We start from the raw sequence: 15,037 nt of genomic DNA, 5'->3' as shown, positions 1-15,037 counted from the left end.
GTTGCGCGCTCCGAGAGAGAATTCACTACTGCGCCAGCCAACCGCCGTCCATGTTCCAGGCGGCGCCGCGTACCTGCGCCGCCGCATCGCTGCACAGGAACAGCGCCAGCTCGCCGAGCTGCTCTGGCGTGACGAACGCTTGCGAAGGCTGCTTCTCCGCCAACAGCTCATCGCGCGCCCGCTGCGGGTCGGTCCCGGCGGCAATGCGTTTGTCGATCTGCTGCTGCACCAACGGCGTCAGCACCCAGCCGGGGCAAATGGCGTTGCAGGTGACGGGCGTGCGCGCGGTCTCCAGCGCCAGCGTCTTGGTCAACCCCACCACGCCATGCTTGGCCGCCACATAGGCCGACTTGTCTTTCGACGCCACCAGCCCGTGCACCGACGCCACGTTGATGATGCGCCCCCAGTTGCGCTCGCGCATCCCCGGCAGCGCCAATCGGCAGGTGTGGAACACCGCCGACAGGTTGATGGCGAGGATGGCGTTCCATTTCTCCACCGGGAACTGATCCAGCGGCGCCACGTGCTGAATGCCGGCGTTGTTTATCAGAATGTCCACGCCGCCGAACTCGCGTTCTGCATAGTCCATCATGTCCGCTATCTGGGCCGCATCGCCGAGATCGGCGCAGTGATACCCCGGCGGGGCGCCCAGCCGCGCGACCTGCGCCTTCGCCGCTTCCACATCGCCGAAGCCGTTGAGGATCACGCGCGCGCCGGCGGCGGCCAGCACGGACGCAATCCCGAGGCCGATGCCGCTGGTCGAGCCGGTCACCAGCGCGGTTTTGCCTTGTACACTCATGGTATCGCTCCTTTAAACAATGCCGGTCAGGTAGAACACGCCGACAACGAACAGCACTGCGGCGCTCTTGATCAGGGTGATGGCGAAGATGCCGCCATAGGCCTGCCGGTGGCTAAGGCCAGTGATCGCCAGCAGGGTGATCACCGCGCCGTTGTGCGGCAAGGTGTCCATGCCGCCACTGGCCATCGAGGCCACCCGGTGCAGCACCTCCAGCGGAATCTGTGCCGCATGGGCGGCGGCGATAAAGCTGTCGGACATCGCCGCCAGCGCGATGCTCATGCCGCCGGAGGCCGATCCGGTGATGCCGGCCAACAGGGTGACGCTGATCGCTTCGTTCAGCAGCGGGTTGGGGATCGCCGACAGCGCCTGCGACAGCACCAAAAAGCCCGGCAGCGCGGCGATCACCGCGCCGAAGCCGTATTCAGAGGCGGTGTTCATCGCCGCCAGGATCGCGCCGCCGACCGCCGTCTTGCTGCCTTCCGCCAGCCGGCCGCGAATATTGCGAAAGCCGAACGCCACCACCAGCAGAATACCCGACACCAGCGCCGCTTCCACCGCCCAGATGGCGGTGATCTTCGCCACGTCGGTGGTGATCGGCTTGGCCAGCCCCGGCAGCGTCAGCTCGTGGCTGGCACCGTACCACTGCGGGATCCAATGGGTGAAGCCAAGGTTGAATACCCCGACCAAAATCAACGGCAGGATGGCGATCAGCGGGTTCGGCAGGTTGATGTCGTCCGGGGTTTCCGGCTCGTTCAGCAGATCGGTGCCATACCCCTCCCCCTTCAGCTGCGCCTTGCGCCGCTGGCGTTCGAGATACAGCAGACCGACCGCGATGATGAACAGCGAGCCGATCAGCCCCAGCCAGGGCGCGGCCCAGGCATTGGTGCCGAAGAAGCTGGTCGGGATGATGTTTTGGATCTGCGGCGTGCCGGGCAAGGCGTCCATGGTGAAGGAAAAGGCGCCGAGCGCCACGGTGGCCGGGATCAGCCGCTTGGGGATGCCGCTCTGGCGGAACAGCTCGGCGGCGAACGGATAGACCGCGAACGCCACCACGAACAGCGACACCCCGCCGTAGGTCAGCAGCGCGCACACCAGCACGATCACCGGAATGGCGTGGCGTCGGCCGAGAATGCGGATCGCCGCCGCGACGATCGAACGGGAGAAGCCGGACAGCTCGATCAGCTTGCCGAATACCGCCCCCAGCAGGAATACCGGGAAGTAGAGCTTCACGAAGCCGACCATCTTCTCCATAAACAGCCCGGTGAAGGTCGGCGCCACCGCGCCGGGGTCAGTCAACAGCACCGCGCCCAGCGCGGCGATCGGGGCGAACAAAATCACGCTGTAGCCGCGGTAGGCGGCCAGCATCAGTAATCCCAGTGCTGCCAGGGCAATCAAAACGCTCATCGGTCACCTCTTTCCCCTGCGTCTTTCGTGCCGCAGCGTTGTTGCCTGCGTGCGTTCTCCCCAGTCACTTACTTTAGTAAGCTCCTGGGAATTCACGCGCTTGCCGCCTAGCTGCAACCCGAAATCCATTGGGGTGGTTGTTGTTATTGTCAGGTACGGCGTGCGAAATTACGGTTTCAGCGCAAAGCGCAGCTGATGCGCCCGTCGCCGTTGAATGCGTTCCCTGCGTGCGTCATCCCAAAGATAAAATCCCCGGCCGCTGCGCTGGCCGGTATCGCCGCGCTGCAGCCGCTGTTCCACCAGCGCCATCATCTCGTCGCCGGTCGCCAGTTCCGGGAACAGGTGGCGGGCGATGTCTGCCACCGTCGCCAGCCCGGTCATGTCGGCGGCCTCCAGCGGGCCGACCATGGCGTAGCGCCGCCCCAGCGAGGCGCGCATCACCTGATCCACCACCTCGGCGCTGGCGATGCCGCTGTGGACGATGTGCAGCGCCTCGCGCAGCACCGCAAACTGCAGTCGGTTGCCGACAAACCCCGGCGCGGCGCGCTCCAGCAGCACCGCCTCCAGCGCCATCCCGCCGAGCAGCGCCTGCACCGCCGCCAGATGGCGCGGATCGGTGGCACGGCCGGGCACAATCTCCACCAGCGGGATCAGGTGCGGCGGGTGCCAGAAGTGGGCGATCAGCAGCCGCTGCGGATAGGTCATGCTTGCCGCCAGCTCGTCCGGCGGCAGGCCGCTGGTGTTGCTGGCAATCACCGCGTCGTCGGCGATCAGCCCTTCCAACTGCTCATACAGCGCGTGCTTCAGCTCGAGCCGTTCCGGGATCGCCTCGATAAGCAGCCGGGCGCGCGCTACCGCGTTCAGATCGCCGGTCACGCGCAGCCGCGCCAGCGCCGCGTCGCGTTCGCCGCGATCGAACTGCCCGACGTCGCTCAGCTCGGCCAGAATGCCGCTCGCCACTGCCGACGCTTCCTCCCGGCGCTGCGGATCCGGTTCATACAGCAGCACCTCATGGCCGTGGCGAATAAAGTGGGTGGCGATGCCCACCCCCATCAGCCCGGCGCCCAGTACCGCATAGTCAGATGACTGCATCGTGCCTTCCTCGGTTGTTTACGGGCGCTCTACCGCCAGCGCCACGCCCTGCCCGCCGCCGATGCACAGCATCGCCAGCCCCTTGTTCACCTCGCGGCGCTGCATTTCGTACAGCAGCGACACCAAAATGCGGCAGCCGGACGCGCCGATCGGATGCCCCAGCGCGATCGCTCCGCCGTTGACGTTCACCCGCTCCGCCTCCCAGCCCAGTTCTTTGCCCACCGCCAGCGCCTGCGCGGCGAAAGCTTCGTTGGCCTCGATCAGATCGACCTCCTCCAGCCGCCAACCGGCTTTTTCCAGGCAGCGGCGCGCGGCCGGCGCCGGGCCGATGCCCATGATCGCCGGATCGACGCCCGACGAGGCGTAACCGGCGATGCGCGCCAGCACCGGCAAACGCAGCGCGGCGGCTTTTTCCGCGCTCATCAGCAGCACCACGGCGGCGCCGTCGTTGAGCGACGAGGCATTGCCGGCGGTCACCGTCCCCTCCTTGCGAAACGCCGGGCGCAGCCGCGCCAGCGCCTCCAGGCTGGTGTCGCGCGGCTGTTCGTCGCGCTCTACCCGCAGCGCTTCGCCCTTCGGCTGCGGCACCGTCACCGGCGTGATCTCCTGCGCGAAACGCCCGGCCTGCTGCGCCGCCTGCGCCTTCTGCTGCGAGCGCAGCGCGAACCGGTCTTGTTCTTCTCTGCTGATGGCGTATTTCTCCGCCAGGTTCTCGGCGGTGATGCCCATGTGGTAGTCGTTGAACGCGTCCCACAGGCCATCGTGGATCACGCTGTCCACCATCTGCGCGTGACCGAGACGCAGACCGGCGCGCGCGCCGGTCATCAGGTAAGGCGACCGGCTCATGCTCTCCTGGCCGCCGGCGATCACCGCCTCGGCGTCACCGCTGCGGATCGCCTGCACCGCCAGATGCACCGCCTTCAAACCGGAGCCGCACACCTTGTTGATGGTCAGCCCCGGCGTCGTCACGGGCAGCCCGGCATTCAGCGCGGTCTGGCGCGCCGGGTTCTACCCGCAGCCGGCGGTCAGCACCTGGCCGAGGATCACTTCATCGATCTGCTGCGGCGCCACCCCGCTTTGTGCCAGCAGCCCTTGCACCGCCGCCGTGCCCAGTTCCACCGCCGTCAGCGGCGCCAGCGCGCCGTGAAAACTGCCGACCGGCGTGCGCGTCGCCGCCACAATCACCACTTCACGTTGTTGCACATTCACCTCCCGTTTCAGAAACGCATTTCCGGCACATGCTCCGGCACGATCAGCCGGCCGGCGGTTTTGGCGACAATCTCCGCCACGCTGACGCCCGGCGCGCGCTCGCGCAGCACGAAGGCGCCGTCTTCAATTTCCAGATAGGCCAGATCGGTCAATACCTTGCGGATGCAGCGGGCGCCGGTCAGCGGCAGCGTGCAGCGCGGCAGCAGCTTGGACTCGCCGCCTTTCGCGGCGTGGGTCATCACCACGATGATGTTCTCCGCCCCCGCCACCAAATCCATCGCGCCGCCCATGCCCTTGACCATCTTGCCGGGGATCATCCACGAGGCGATGTTGCCCTCGACGTCCACTTCAAACGCCCCCAGCACGGTCAGATCGACGTGGCCGCCGCGGATCATGGCGAACGACTGCGCCGAATCGAAGATCGACGCGCCGAGGCGCGCGGTGACCGTCTGCTTACCGGCGTTGATCATGTCGGCGTCCAGCTGCTGCTCGGTCGGGAACTCGCCCATCCCCAGCAGGCCATTTTCCGACTGCAGCATCACGTCCATGCCCGCCGGCACGTAGTTGGCCACCAGCGTCGGGATGCCGATGCCCAGGTTGACGTAGTAACCGTCCCTCAGCTCTTGCGCCACGCGCTGCGCCATTTGTTCACGGGTAAGCATGCGAATTCTCCTTATGCCCGCAGGGTGCGTTGTTCGATACGCTTTTCGAAGGTGCCCTGGATCAGCCGATCGACATAGATGCCGGGGGTGTGGATCGCCGCCGGATCCAGCTCGCCCGGCGCGACGATCTCTTCCACTTCCACCACCGTGATGCGCCCGGCGGTCGCCATCAGCGGATTGAAGTTCTGTGCGGTGTGGCGGTAGATGACGTTGCCGAAGTGATCGGCCTTCCAGCCTTTCACGATGGCGAAATCGCCGGTGATGGCGGTTTCCATGATGTAAGGGCGGCCGTTGAACTCGCGCACCTCTTTGCCTTCGGCGATCGGCGTGCCGTAACCGGTGGCGGTGAAGAATGCCGGGATGCCGGCGCCGCCGGCGCGGATCTTCTCCGCCAGCGTGCCCTGCGGCGTGAGATCCACCTCCAGTTCGCCGCTGAGCGCCTGCTGCTCGAACAGCGCGTTTTCGCCGACGTAAGATCCCACCACCTTGCGGATCTGATGGGTTTCCAGCAGCCGCCCGAGGCCGAACCCGTCGACGCCGCAGTTGTTGGAGACCACCGTCAACCCGCGCACGCCGCGCCGGCGGATCTCTTCGATCAGGTTTTCCGGGATGCCGCACAGGCCAAAGCCGCCCGCCAGCACCGTCATGTTGTCCGTCAGGCCTGCCAGCGCTTCCTGGTAGCTGCCGACGCGTTTGTCGAGCCCTGCCATATCGTTGCCCCTGCATGTTGCGGCGCAGGGCGAAATGCCCTGGCTTGCGTGAGGGCATCTTCAGGTCACAAAAATGATTTGTTAATTTTGTTTTTATGCCACATTCATTTAGAATTTTTATCAATCATTCGTTAACCGACAATTAACAAAGAGTTAACACCAGCCAAAATGAAAATGAGCATCAAACAGTTACGCGCGTTTTTAGCGGTAGCTCACACTCTGAACTTCGCCCAGGCCAGCGAGCGGCTGAATATTTCTCAGCCGGCGCTCAGCCTGGCGATCCGTGGATTGGAGGAGGCGCTTGGCGGGCCGCTGCTGCTGCGCACCACCCGCCGGGTGACGCTGACGCCGGAGGGCGAAAGCTTCTTCCCGATGGCGCGCCAGCTGCTGGCGGATTGGGACAACGCGGAAGAGGCGATGCGCCAGCGCTTCACCCTGCAGATGGGCAAGGTGGCGATCGCCGCCATGCCGTCGTTCGCCGGCAACCCGCTGCCGCCTATCCTCAAGGCGTTTCGCGATCGCTACGCCGGCATCAACGTGGCGGTGCACGACGTCATCAACGAGCAGGTGTTTGAAATGATCCGCGAAGGGCGGGTGGAGATGGGCATCGCCTTCGAGCCGGAGCCGAGCGACACCCTGCACTTCACCCCGCTGTGCCGCGATCGCTTTCTGGCGGTGGTGCCGAAGGATTCGGCGCTGGCGCGCAAGGCGCAGGTAAGCTGGAAGGAGCTGCTGACGCTGGATTTCATCACCCTGCAGCGGCCATCGGCGGTGCGGCTGCTGCTGGAGCAGGAGCTGGCCCGCAGCGGGCGAACGCTGGAGGTGGCGTTTGAAAGCCACCAGCTGGTGACGGTCGGGCGCATGGTGGCCAACGGCCTCGGGGCCAGCGCGGTGCCGGCGCTGTGCGAGAAACAGATGGATGAGCTGGGGGCGGTCTGCGTGCCGCTGATCGGCCCGATCATCGAACGGCGCGTGGGCCTGATCCGCCTGGCGCAGCACCAACTCTCTTCCGCCGCGCAGGCGCTGGCGACGGTAATCGAACGGGAGATGGCGGGGAGTGGCGGGCAGCCTGCGCTTAAACCGTAAACCCGACGTGCTTGCCGCCCGGCAGTTCAATGTCCAGGCGCAGCGTGCCGCCCATCGCTTCCACGTAGCGTTTCAGGGTCGAAATTTTCAGCTCATTACCGCGCCCTTCGATGGCCGCGACCGAAGGCTGAGAAATGCCCAGCGTTTTCGCCAGTTCCTGTTGGGAAATATTCAACGCTTCCCGCAGCTGATGCAGGTGCGTTTCAAACAGCATCTCTTCGGCCATTTCTTCGATACGCCGGCGGCTCTCCGGGGAGCGGGAGGCCAGCAGTTGCTTTAGGGTGCTCATGGGTTACTCCTTGAAAACTCTTTACGTTGTCATTACCGTCCACATGGCATCGCCAGATTATAGATTGAAATCTATATAAACGATAGACTGGAATATATAATTCTCTCCAGACCGCCATTGGCGTTTTGCCTGGCAGCTGGCAAAAGAAAGTGCTTATTGCCTTACGGCTTGAACAGGGGATGCAACGAGAGACGGGAACAGCGACATCAGCATCGGAAAGAGATGAAAACATGCGGGTTTGGCGAGGTAATAAAGCACGCAACCCGGTTTTTTATTTATGAATGAATATAAAAATAATAAAGTCATTCCCCATATCAATCAATTAATTACGCCAAACACACTTTTGCCTTTCCGTCTTGTGAGCGAACGCAAAAGATTGTGACAAAGTGGGTTAATCATGTCTGAACTTTCGTTATGGTGTTTTTTCATGTTTTAACGGATTAAAACCATGGCCACAACTCACGGAAAGTCAAGAAAGCTTACGGCCGGTGAAATCACATTGGCCAGGCAGCTCTACAAAAATGCTGTCGATTACTCACGCGTTCGCGTCCATAACGGCAGTTATTTCCCCTTCGGCTTACAGCATGAAGATACGGCCGTAACACCAAATGGCACGCTCTATTTTATGCCCAAACACTTCAAAGAAGACTTTGCCACGGCAAACGCCTACGATCAGCATTGGTTTATCCATGAAATGGCGCATGTCTGGCAATATCAATTAGGCATGAACGTACGCCTGCGCGGGTTGGCTAGTTGGGCGGTGTCCTATCAGTATTCCTTGCCCAATTATCATCTTCTATCCGATTATGGAATGGAGGCGCAGGCAAGTATCATTGCAGACTATTTCTATCTCACTAAATTCGGGCGCAATGGCTTTCAAGTAATCACCAACTACAGCGGCATTATTGGGCCAGACATCAAAAAACGTTATAAATGGGTATTGCGAGCTTTCCTGAACAATCCAAAGAACCGGAACACCTTGCTATGACAAAACTTTATCTCTCTTTACTGTGCGCACTGCTACTGAACGGCTGCCAATCCACTCAGCCCTGGTACCATCCGTTGGATGTCTCGCTCAAAGACAACCAACCTTGCTTTGCCGTGCCTATCAACAGCGTTCGCCGCGGCGACAGCCTGCAAAACCGGGGGGTGATCGTCTCACGACAGGAACAACAGCAATGGCATATCGTCTGGGCCTCACCAGAAGTCACTCCGTTGCCCGACCTGAAACCGGGACAATGCGCCACTTATCCGCAGGTAAACTGGGCTGCGGGAGAATACTCGGTCTTGCTCGGCGTCTCGATGAATAACGACACGGAAAGGCGTAAATACATGAGAACCTTTACTTTAAGCATCGAGCGTAATGGAAAGGCACAATTACATAGCAATCATTAAGCTACCCATCATTGCATTTTCAGATGATACTTCGGCCGTGAACAGGAGTGCGCCAAGATCGCGGTGAAGGGATACAGTCATTTTGCGGCAAGTACTGCGGTGGGGATTTGGGTAGGGAATGCAGGTGCAGGTCTTGCGATTGCAGCCTGTTCAATTGTGTTAGGTGCAGCAACAGCAGGAACAGGTGTGATCGTTTGTGGTATCGCTGGAGCCGCTATAGGCGGCGCAGCAGGATCCACACTGGGTGGCATGGGTTCCGATTATTTGACGACGTTAGTGGTAGGTGAATGATGAAATTTATCGTCATATCGTGTTTGATATTGCTGGTTTTAAGCGCCTTCATCCAGTTCATTGGTTACCGTCGCCATAAAAAAGAGTTTGATGCTTTCTATCAACGTTACGCCGGCAGCGGACATTTTATTCCGCCCTACGTCGCCTTTGCCGATAGCCTCGGCATGCTTGGAACCTCATTGAAAGCACAGTGGTTTCTTTGGATTCTGAAAAGGAAAAAAATAAAAATAAGGGATCAAGTTTGGCTCGATGCGAAAACCTACGATTTCGTGCAAAAAACCGCCTCTCCTGAGCTACAGAAGTGGCTGACGATGGACTTTATACTTTTGCTCGTAGAAGCCATTATTACTACCGTGGGCTGTATTTTTATTTATCTCATCAAAATCAGCGTATAAAAATGATCAATTATATTGAGTCTTACATAAAAGAGATAAAACTCTTAGTGGTATTACTATTCTTTCTTTTCCTTCTTATCGCTATTATCCAATTTATTTACTATCGACTTCATAAAAAAGAGTTTGATCTCTTTTATCAACACTATGTGGTGAGTAAACACCCTGTTCCACTTTTTGTCGTGATAGCGGACAACCTTAACTTCATCGGTGTTTCACTAAAAGCCCAGTGGTTTCGTTGGATTTTGAACAACCGGAAATTAAAACTGACTCGCAACGTTTGGCTAAGTCCCAAAACCTACGATTTCGTTCGAGCAGCTACATCACCAAGGTTAAAAAATTGGATCCGTAATGATTTCAGATTATTAATGTTACAAGGAGCACTCTTAATCATCATGTGTCTCCTGAACTATCTCCTGAAGTCGGTCTAATCCCCCTCCACCGCCTGCACCGCCTGCACCGCCGCCTTCTGTGTGGCGCGCTGATATAAGCACAGCTCCCTGCCCGGCTGGTTTTTCATAAACGGCTGCGGGTAGCGCCCGCCGATAAACAGCGCCGAATAGCCGACGTCATCACCGTAGTGAATAATATCCCCTTCCACCCTGGCGTTTTTTAGCCCGCTGGCTTTCAGGCAGGCGGCGCGCATCGCCCGTTCGCTCTCGGCCCACGCCTGTGGGGAAGACGCGGTGGCGTGGAACGCGGCCAGCGCGGCGATAAGCAGCCCTATTTTCTTCATCGTTATCTCTCCTTCAACGGCCCGTCTCGCCAGTATAGACCGTGCCGGCGCGGCCAACCCGCCAACGCCGCCGCACTCTTTACGGCATTTTTATTCCGCGCCCCGTTAACGTTACGGCGTTTTTACAGACAGTTTTTGCCGCCGCAGATACCCTTTTCACATCGCCGCTATGGCCTCACAAGAGAGTTGTCTCATGCGTTTATCCCTGCCTCTGGCCGTGACCGGTCTTCGTTCTGGAGCGCGCCATGCATGCTAATATCATCGGCTTCAATCCGCTGCTGGCGGAGCTGCCCGCTTCGCCAACGCGCACCTTTCGCAAAGAGCTGGAACACTACCTGCAGCGTTATCCACAGACCGAACAGCTGGATATTTATCTGCACGATCTGAACGGCCAGCTGCGCGGCAAGCGCCTGCCGATCGCCGAAGCCTTTGGGCTGGAGAAAGGCTGCTACTTCCCGCTGTCGATCTACGCCCTGGATCTGCACGGCCGGGTGATTGAAGAAAGCGGGCTGGGACAACGGGCGGGCGAGCCGGACCGTTTGTGCCTGCCGGTGCCCGGCACGCTGCGCCCCTGCGCGCGCGATCCCGAACGCCACGCTCAGCTGCTGCTGACGATGCAAAACGCCGACGGCGGCGCCTGCGAGCTGGAACCGCGCGTGGTGCTGCAACGGGTGCTGAAGCGCCTGCACGAGCGCAACTGCTTCCCGGTGGTGGCGGCCGAACTGGAGTTCTACCTGCAGGATCCGCAGCGCCCCGCCGAGGCGGAAACCTGCCCGACGCAGAGCTTCGCGGTGGATGCGCCCGAGCGCCACCATGCGCTGCTGAGCGACATCGAACGGCACGCGCGCCTGCAAAACCTGCCGTTGACCGGCGTGGTGGCCGAAGCCGCCTCCGGCCAATACGAGCTGAACCTGCATCACAGCCGGCGCGTGCTGGAAGCCTGCGACCAGATCATGGCGCTGAAGCGCCTGACGCGGCAGATTGCCGAGCAGCATCATCAGCACGCCTGCTTTATGGCCAAGCCCTGCGCCCACGCCGCCGGCAGCGGGCTGCATTTTCACATCAGCCTGCAGAACGAGCACGGCGAGAACCTGCTGACCGGCGCGCCGGGTGAACTGAGCGACAACATGCAGCAGGCGATGGCAGGCATGCTGGCCCTGATGCCGGCGTCGATGGCGATCCTGGCACCCAACATCAACGCGTTTCGCCGCTTCCGCCCCGGCATGCACGTGCCGCTGCGCGCTTCCTGGGGCCACAACAACCGCACGGTGGCGCTGCGCCTGCCCTGCGCCGACAGCGCCAACCAGCGCATCGAATACCGCCTGGCCGGCGCCGACGCCAACCCCTATCTGGCGCTGGCGGTGATGCTCGGCGGCCTGCTGCACGGGCTGGAACACCCGCTGCCGCTGCCGCCCGCCGCCAACGGCTGCGAGAGCGACAACGCCGCGCCCTTGCCGCTCGGCCAGCAGGAGGCGCTGGCGCTGTTCCGCCACAGCGATCCGCTGCGCGAACTGCTCGGCCCGGCGTTCTGCACCCTGTGGCACACCTGCAAAAGCGCCGAACTGCGCCGCTTCGAGGAACAGGTCACCGCCGCCGAACTCGGCTGGATGCTGTAACCACCCGGTTCATTAACCTAAGGATAATCATGAATATGCAACCGCAACGGGCGCCCGTGCAGCCGCTGCTCTGCTGGCGCAAAGGCGTTTTTCATATCAGCACCGATCGGCAGTTGTTGGATATCGAGGCGATCCAGCGTTTCCTCAGCCTGCCGGATCGGGCGGCGGCCGAGCGCCTGGTGCACCACGGCCTGTGCTTTGGCCTGTACCGCAAGCGCCACCTGCTCGGTTTCGCCCGCATGGTGACCGATTACGCCACCTTCGCGTCGGTGAGTGAACTGTTCGTCAGCGCCGAATACCGCGGCATCGGGCTGGGAAGCTGGCTGACGCGCTGCTGCCTGGCGCATCCGGCCTTGCGCGGCCTGCGCGTCACGCTGCCCGCTCTGCAAGCGCCCTGGCGCGCCGATGGTTCGGCGCACGCCCTGCGCGCCCTTCACTGATAAGGAGGCCCCCATGTCTCGTTTGGTGCTGATTTCCAACAAGCAGTGCGACGGTAAGGATCTGGCCTGCGCCGGCCAGACGCTGGCGGCCGACGCCGAACCGGGGCTGTGGCTCGGCTGGAACGGCGACGTGCAGAATTTCGCGCAGCGCCCGATCAGTTGCCGCCAACGCGCCGGTTACGATCAGGTGACCTTTCCGCTGTCGATCGAGGAGTTTCGCCGCCACTATCAGGGCTATTACCACGACGGCCTGTGGCCGGTGTTCCACAACCAGCCGGAGAAGGCGCATTTCACGCCGGAAAACTACCGCGCCTACCGGCAGCTGAACCGCCGGTTTGCCGATATCGCCTGCGAGCACCTGTGCCCCGGCGACACCGTCTGCATCGACGACTACCAGCTGCTGCCCTGCGCCCAGGCGCTGAAGGAGCAAGGGCTGCTGAACGCCTGCGCGTTCTTCTTCCACCTGCCGTTCCCGTCGGCGGCGCTGCTGCGGCGCATCCCGGAACATCGCCAGCTGATCGCCTCGCTGCTGTTCTACGATCTGATCGGCTTTACCACCACCGACGATCGCAACGCCTTTCTCAGCTGCCTGGCGGCCGAGTTCCCGCTGGAGATGCTGCCCGACGATCAGATCCAGGCCAACGGGCATATTTTCGCCACCGGTATTTTCCCCGCCGGCATCAACGGCAGGCAGGTTTATTGATTTACGGCGGCGCGCCCCCTTCAGGCGCGCCGTTTTATTTCGCCGCGATTTATTTTTACCGCCTTTATTGCCATCACCATGCGTTATTTCATTTTCCGGATATAGCGATTAAAAAATGAATATTTATCCTGTTACACATCAACCGTAAAAACCCTATTCCGCCAATTGCTTTTTATTGGCGAAACACATTACCCTCTCCCTGCCATATTTAAACCGAGGAGGGCCCCATGGGCGATGAAAGTTTTAGTTTTACGCTAATGCTATTGGGCGTCTTTCAGTAATGCCATCCAGGTTGCATTCTGAAAGACACGGAATGCGGCAACCGCTCCCCTTCTGACGGCCTTTCCCGCTCTGCCGGCCCACCCATCGCCCCGCTGCGAAAACAACGTCTGTCTCAACCGCTACGGCGGTATTTATCTGGTGTCGCCGGGCCTATTACCCGAGCGCCGACGGATTTCTTATGGGAAAAATAAGGTATTGCGTTATGCAAAATAACCGGGGTACATCTATTTTCAGAAAGTCTTATTTAAACGACTTTATCGTTATCGCCATCGGTGTTTTTTTCATTGCCTTTTTTATTCGTGCCTGGGGTGACATGCACGGTGACTTCAATGAACAAAACGTCTCTGCCATCAGTCTTGATGCCTGGAACCTGCTTTATTATTCGCTCAGAACCAGCATGCGCTTTCTCCTCGGCATGGCCTGGTCGCTGCTGTTTTCTGTGGTATTCGCCGTGCTGGCCGCGCGCTATACGCCGCTGCGCCGGGTGATCCTGCCCTTCGTCAACTTTATGGAGTCGGTGCCGCTGGTGGGGTTCCTGACCTTCACGACCGTGTATTTTCTCAACCTCTACCCGCACAGCGTGATGGGGCTGGAGTGCACCGCCATCTTCGCGGTGTTTACCGGCCAAGCCTGGAACATGATGCTGACGCTGTATCAGACGCTGCGCATCGTGCCCAAGGAGCTGGATGAAGCCGCACGCAGCTTCAATTACAACCCGTGGCAACGCTTCTGGCGGCTGGAATTCATCTATTCGGTGCCGGGCCTGCTGTGGAACGCCATGGTGTCGCAATCCGCCGCCTGGTTCGCCCTGGTGGCCTCCGAAGCCATTCCGGTCGGCGATCGCTCGGTCGAACTGCCCGGCGTCGGCTCCTACATCGCCGAAGCGCTGGCGCAGCAGAACGTGCCGGCGATCCTGTATGCGATCGTCGCGCTGGCCGCCAACATCGTGCTGCTCGATCAGCTGGTTTTCCGCCCGCTGGTGCGCTATACCGCGCGCTTCAAATACGAAGACGTCACCGCCAGCCGGCCGCTCGGCAATCCGTGGTTCTACAACAACCTGGCCTTCTCGCACGTCGGCACGGCGCTCGGCCGCACGCTGCGCGCGCTGGCTGACCTGTGGCTGTTCAAGCTGCCGCGGCTGTGGTACGCCCTCGGCCTGCACCGCCTGTTTCGCCTCGCCGCCAAAGGCAATTGGCTGTGGCGCAGCCTGTGGTATCTCGGCGTGGTGCTGGCCTGCGTCTGGTTCGGTTACCGGCTGTGGGAATACTTCCCCAAACAGTACTTCGCCATGCTGCCGGAGTGGATGCTGCTCACCACCGCGCGCGTGGCCGCGGCCATGCTGCTCAGCGTGGCGATCTTCACGCCGCTGGGGGTGTGGATCGGCCTGAATCCGCGCCTGGTGAAGATCTTCCAGCCGATCATCCAGATCCTGGCGGCCATTCCGCCCAACATTTTCTACCCGCTGATCGCCGCCTTCATCGCCATTTATCATCAGGATCTCGGCTGGTGGGCCATCCCGATGATCATGCTGGGCACCCAGTGGTACGTGTTGTTTAACGTGATCGCCGGCGTTTCCGCCATTCCAACGCAGATCACCGAAGTCAGCGAAACCTTCGGGCTGCGTCGCTTCCGCTGGTGGCGCTACTACATGCTGCCGGCAATTTTCCCCTACATCGTGACGGGCATCATCTCCGCCGCCGGCGGCGCCTGGAACAGCGCCATCGCCGCCGAGGTGATCCAGTGGGGCAGCACCACCCTCAGCGCCACCGGGCTGGGCGCGTTCATTTCCGTGGTCACCGACGCCGGCAAGAACCCGGAGTCTGCGCTGGGCTGCGCCGCCATGTGCGCGCTGGTGGCGCTGTGCATCATCTTCGTCTGGCAACCGCTGTATCGCATCGCGGAAACCAAATTCAAATATGACTGATCAAGGGGGA

15 protein-coding genes and 1 pseudogene are annotated in these 15,037 nt (G+C 61.0%); 8 read left to right on the top strand and 8 right to left on the bottom strand.

Annotated elements, in window-relative coordinates; all coding sequences use genetic code 11:
- Nucleotides 1-25 precede the first annotated feature (25 nt).
- The 6 genes and pseudogenes from C3F38_RS04930 to C3F38_RS04900 form a co-directional block, all read right to left on the bottom strand.
- Nucleotides 26-796, bottom strand: a complete 771-nt coding sequence (locus tag C3F38_RS04930; RefSeq protein WP_055317669.1) for a 3-hydroxybutyrate dehydrogenase — start codon at nt 794-796, stop codon at nt 26-28.
- A gap of 12 nt (nt 797-808) precedes the next feature.
- Nucleotides 809-2,200 (bottom strand): GntP family permease, encoded by a 1,392-nt coding sequence (locus tag C3F38_RS04925; RefSeq protein ID WP_055317670.1) that lies wholly within the window; start codon nt 2,198-2,200, stop codon nt 809-811.
- Between the two features lie 168 nt (nt 2,201-2,368).
- Nucleotides 2,369-3,292, bottom strand: a complete 924-nt coding sequence (locus C3F38_RS04915; protein WP_055317671.1) for a 3-hydroxyacyl-CoA dehydrogenase family protein — start codon at nt 3,290-3,292, stop codon at nt 2,369-2,371.
- An 18-nt stretch (nt 3,293-3,310) separates the two neighbouring features.
- Nucleotides 3,311-4,495 (bottom strand): annotated as a pseudogene (locus tag C3F38_RS04910) (acetyl-CoA C-acetyltransferase).
- Nucleotides 4,496-4,509: 14 nt separating this feature from the next.
- Nucleotides 4,510-5,163 carry a CoA transferase subunit B gene (locus C3F38_RS04905; RefSeq protein ID WP_055317672.1) on the bottom strand — a complete coding sequence of 218 codons (654 nt, stop codon included), beginning with the start codon at nt 5,161-5,163 and terminating at the stop codon, nt 4,510-4,512.
- 11 nt (nt 5,164-5,174) lie between these two features.
- The gene (locus C3F38_RS04900; RefSeq protein WP_004933280.1) at nt 5,175-5,873 is read right to left on the bottom strand and encodes a CoA transferase subunit A; all 699 of its coding nucleotides are present in this window, start codon (nt 5,871-5,873) and stop codon (nt 5,175-5,177) included.
- Nucleotides 5,874-6,041: 168 nt separating this feature from the next.
- Between C3F38_RS04900 and C3F38_RS04895 the strand changes: the two genes are divergently transcribed.
- Nucleotides 6,042-6,959, top strand: coding sequence for a LysR family transcriptional regulator (locus C3F38_RS04895; protein WP_047729103.1), 918 nt, complete (start codon nt 6,042-6,044; stop codon nt 6,957-6,959).
- Here C3F38_RS04895 and C3F38_RS04890 read toward each other — a convergent pair.
- Nucleotides 6,949-7,248 (bottom strand): helix-turn-helix domain-containing protein, encoded by a 300-nt coding sequence (locus tag C3F38_RS04890; RefSeq protein ID WP_047572825.1) that lies wholly within the window; start codon nt 7,246-7,248, stop codon nt 6,949-6,951. The two genes, C3F38_RS04895 and C3F38_RS04890, sit on opposite strands and share 11 nt — an antisense overlap.
- Before the next feature lie 448 nt (nt 7,249-7,696).
- On the opposite strand from C3F38_RS04890, the gene C3F38_RS04885 reads away from it, so the two are divergent.
- The 3 genes from C3F38_RS04885 (at nt 7,697) to C3F38_RS04870 (ending at nt 9,329) form a co-directional block, all read left to right on the top strand.
- Complete coding sequence (locus tag C3F38_RS04885) at nt 7,697-8,236, top strand: hypothetical protein (RefSeq protein WP_055317673.1); 540 nt, start codon at nt 7,697-7,699, stop codon at nt 8,234-8,236.
- Entirely contained in the window at nt 8,233-8,643 is a 411-nt protein-coding gene (locus C3F38_RS04880) for a putative T6SS immunity periplasmic lipoprotein (RefSeq protein WP_047729107.1), read from the top strand. Before C3F38_RS04885 ends, C3F38_RS04880 begins: the two co-directional genes overlap by 4 nt.
- Nucleotides 8,644-8,930: 287 nt before the next feature.
- Nucleotides 8,931-9,329, top strand: a complete 399-nt coding sequence (locus C3F38_RS04870; RefSeq protein ID WP_369916762.1) for a hypothetical protein — start codon at nt 8,931-8,933, stop codon at nt 9,327-9,329.
- A gap of 424 nt (nt 9,330-9,753) precedes the next feature.
- Here C3F38_RS04870 and C3F38_RS04860 read toward each other — a convergent pair whose 3' ends face one another.
- A complete protein-coding gene (locus C3F38_RS04860; protein ID WP_055317674.1) occupies nt 9,754-10,062 on the bottom strand; it encodes a hypothetical protein in 309 nt (102 codons plus the stop codon).
- Nucleotides 10,063-10,307: 245 nt separating this feature from the next.
- Between C3F38_RS04860 and C3F38_RS04855 the strand changes: the two genes are divergently transcribed.
- The 4 genes from C3F38_RS04855 to C3F38_RS04840 all read left to right on the top strand — a co-directional run bounded on the left by C3F38_RS04855 (nt 10,308) and on the right by C3F38_RS04840 (nt 15,027).
- The gene (locus tag C3F38_RS04855) at nt 10,308-11,678 is read left to right on the top strand and encodes a glutamine synthetase family protein (RefSeq protein WP_055317675.1); all 1,371 of its coding nucleotides are present in this window, start codon (nt 10,308-10,310) and stop codon (nt 11,676-11,678) included.
- Between the two features lie 29 nt (nt 11,679-11,707).
- The gene (locus C3F38_RS04850) at nt 11,708-12,118 is read left to right on the top strand and encodes a GNAT family N-acetyltransferase (protein ID WP_055317676.1); all 411 of its coding nucleotides are present in this window, start codon (nt 11,708-11,710) and stop codon (nt 12,116-12,118) included.
- A 13-nt stretch (nt 12,119-12,131) separates the two neighbouring features.
- Entirely contained in the window at nt 12,132-12,821 is a 690-nt protein-coding gene (locus C3F38_RS04845) for a trehalose-6-phosphate synthase (RefSeq protein WP_047729117.1), read from the top strand.
- Nucleotides 12,822-13,416: 595 nt separating this feature from the next.
- Complete coding sequence (locus C3F38_RS04840; protein ID WP_233211705.1) at nt 13,417-15,027, top strand: ABC transporter permease subunit; 1,611 nt, start codon at nt 13,417-13,419, stop codon at nt 15,025-15,027.
- The last annotated feature ends 10 nt before the right edge of the window (nt 15,028-15,037 follow it).

The sequence above is a fragment of the Serratia sp. SSNIH1 genome, assembly GCF_002935055.1.
Lineage (GTDB): Bacteria > Pseudomonadota > Gammaproteobacteria > Enterobacterales > Enterobacteriaceae > Serratia > Serratia nevei.
This window is presented reverse-complemented; position numbering and strand designations above follow the sequence as displayed.

Excerpts from the sequence above, each read along its gene's own strand:
- C3F38_RS04930 (WP_055317669.1), bottom strand. The coding sequence starts at position 796 with ATGAGTGTACAAGGCAAAACCGCGCTGGTGACCGGCTCGACCAGCGGC.
- C3F38_RS04925 (WP_055317670.1), bottom strand. The coding sequence starts at position 2,200 with ATGAGCGTTTTGATTGCCCTGGCAGCACTGGGATTACTGATGCTGGCC.
- C3F38_RS04915 (WP_055317671.1), bottom strand. The coding sequence starts at position 3,292 with ATGCAGTCATCTGACTATGCGGTACTGGGCGCCGGGCTGATGGGGGTG.
- C3F38_RS04905 (WP_055317672.1), bottom strand. The coding sequence starts at position 5,163 with ATGCTTACCCGTGAACAAATGGCGCAGCGCGTGGCGCAAGAGCTGAGG.
- C3F38_RS04900 (WP_004933280.1), bottom strand. The coding sequence starts at position 5,873 with ATGGCAGGGCTCGACAAACGCGTCGGCAGCTACCAGGAAGCGCTGGCA.
- C3F38_RS04895 (WP_047729103.1), top strand. The coding sequence starts at position 6,042 with ATGAAAATGAGCATCAAACAGTTACGCGCGTTTTTAGCGGTAGCTCAC.
- C3F38_RS04890 (WP_047572825.1), bottom strand. The coding sequence starts at position 7,248 with ATGAGCACCCTAAAGCAACTGCTGGCCTCCCGCTCCCCGGAGAGCCGC.
- C3F38_RS04885 (WP_055317673.1), top strand. The coding sequence starts at position 7,697 with ATGGCCACAACTCACGGAAAGTCAAGAAAGCTTACGGCCGGTGAAATC.
- C3F38_RS04880 (WP_047729107.1), top strand. The coding sequence starts at position 8,233 with ATGACAAAACTTTATCTCTCTTTACTGTGCGCACTGCTACTGAACGGC.
- C3F38_RS04870 (WP_369916762.1), top strand. The coding sequence starts at position 8,931 with ATGATGAAATTTATCGTCATATCGTGTTTGATATTGCTGGTTTTAAGC.
- C3F38_RS04860 (WP_055317674.1), bottom strand. The coding sequence starts at position 10,062 with ATGAAGAAAATAGGGCTGCTTATCGCCGCGCTGGCCGCGTTCCACGCC.
- C3F38_RS04855 (WP_055317675.1), top strand. The coding sequence starts at position 10,308 with ATGCATGCTAATATCATCGGCTTCAATCCGCTGCTGGCGGAGCTGCCC.
- C3F38_RS04850 (WP_055317676.1), top strand. The coding sequence starts at position 11,708 with ATGAATATGCAACCGCAACGGGCGCCCGTGCAGCCGCTGCTCTGCTGG.
- C3F38_RS04845 (WP_047729117.1), top strand. The coding sequence starts at position 12,132 with ATGTCTCGTTTGGTGCTGATTTCCAACAAGCAGTGCGACGGTAAGGAT.
- C3F38_RS04840 (WP_233211705.1), top strand. The coding sequence starts at position 13,417 with ATGCACGGTGACTTCAATGAACAAAACGTCTCTGCCATCAGTCTTGAT.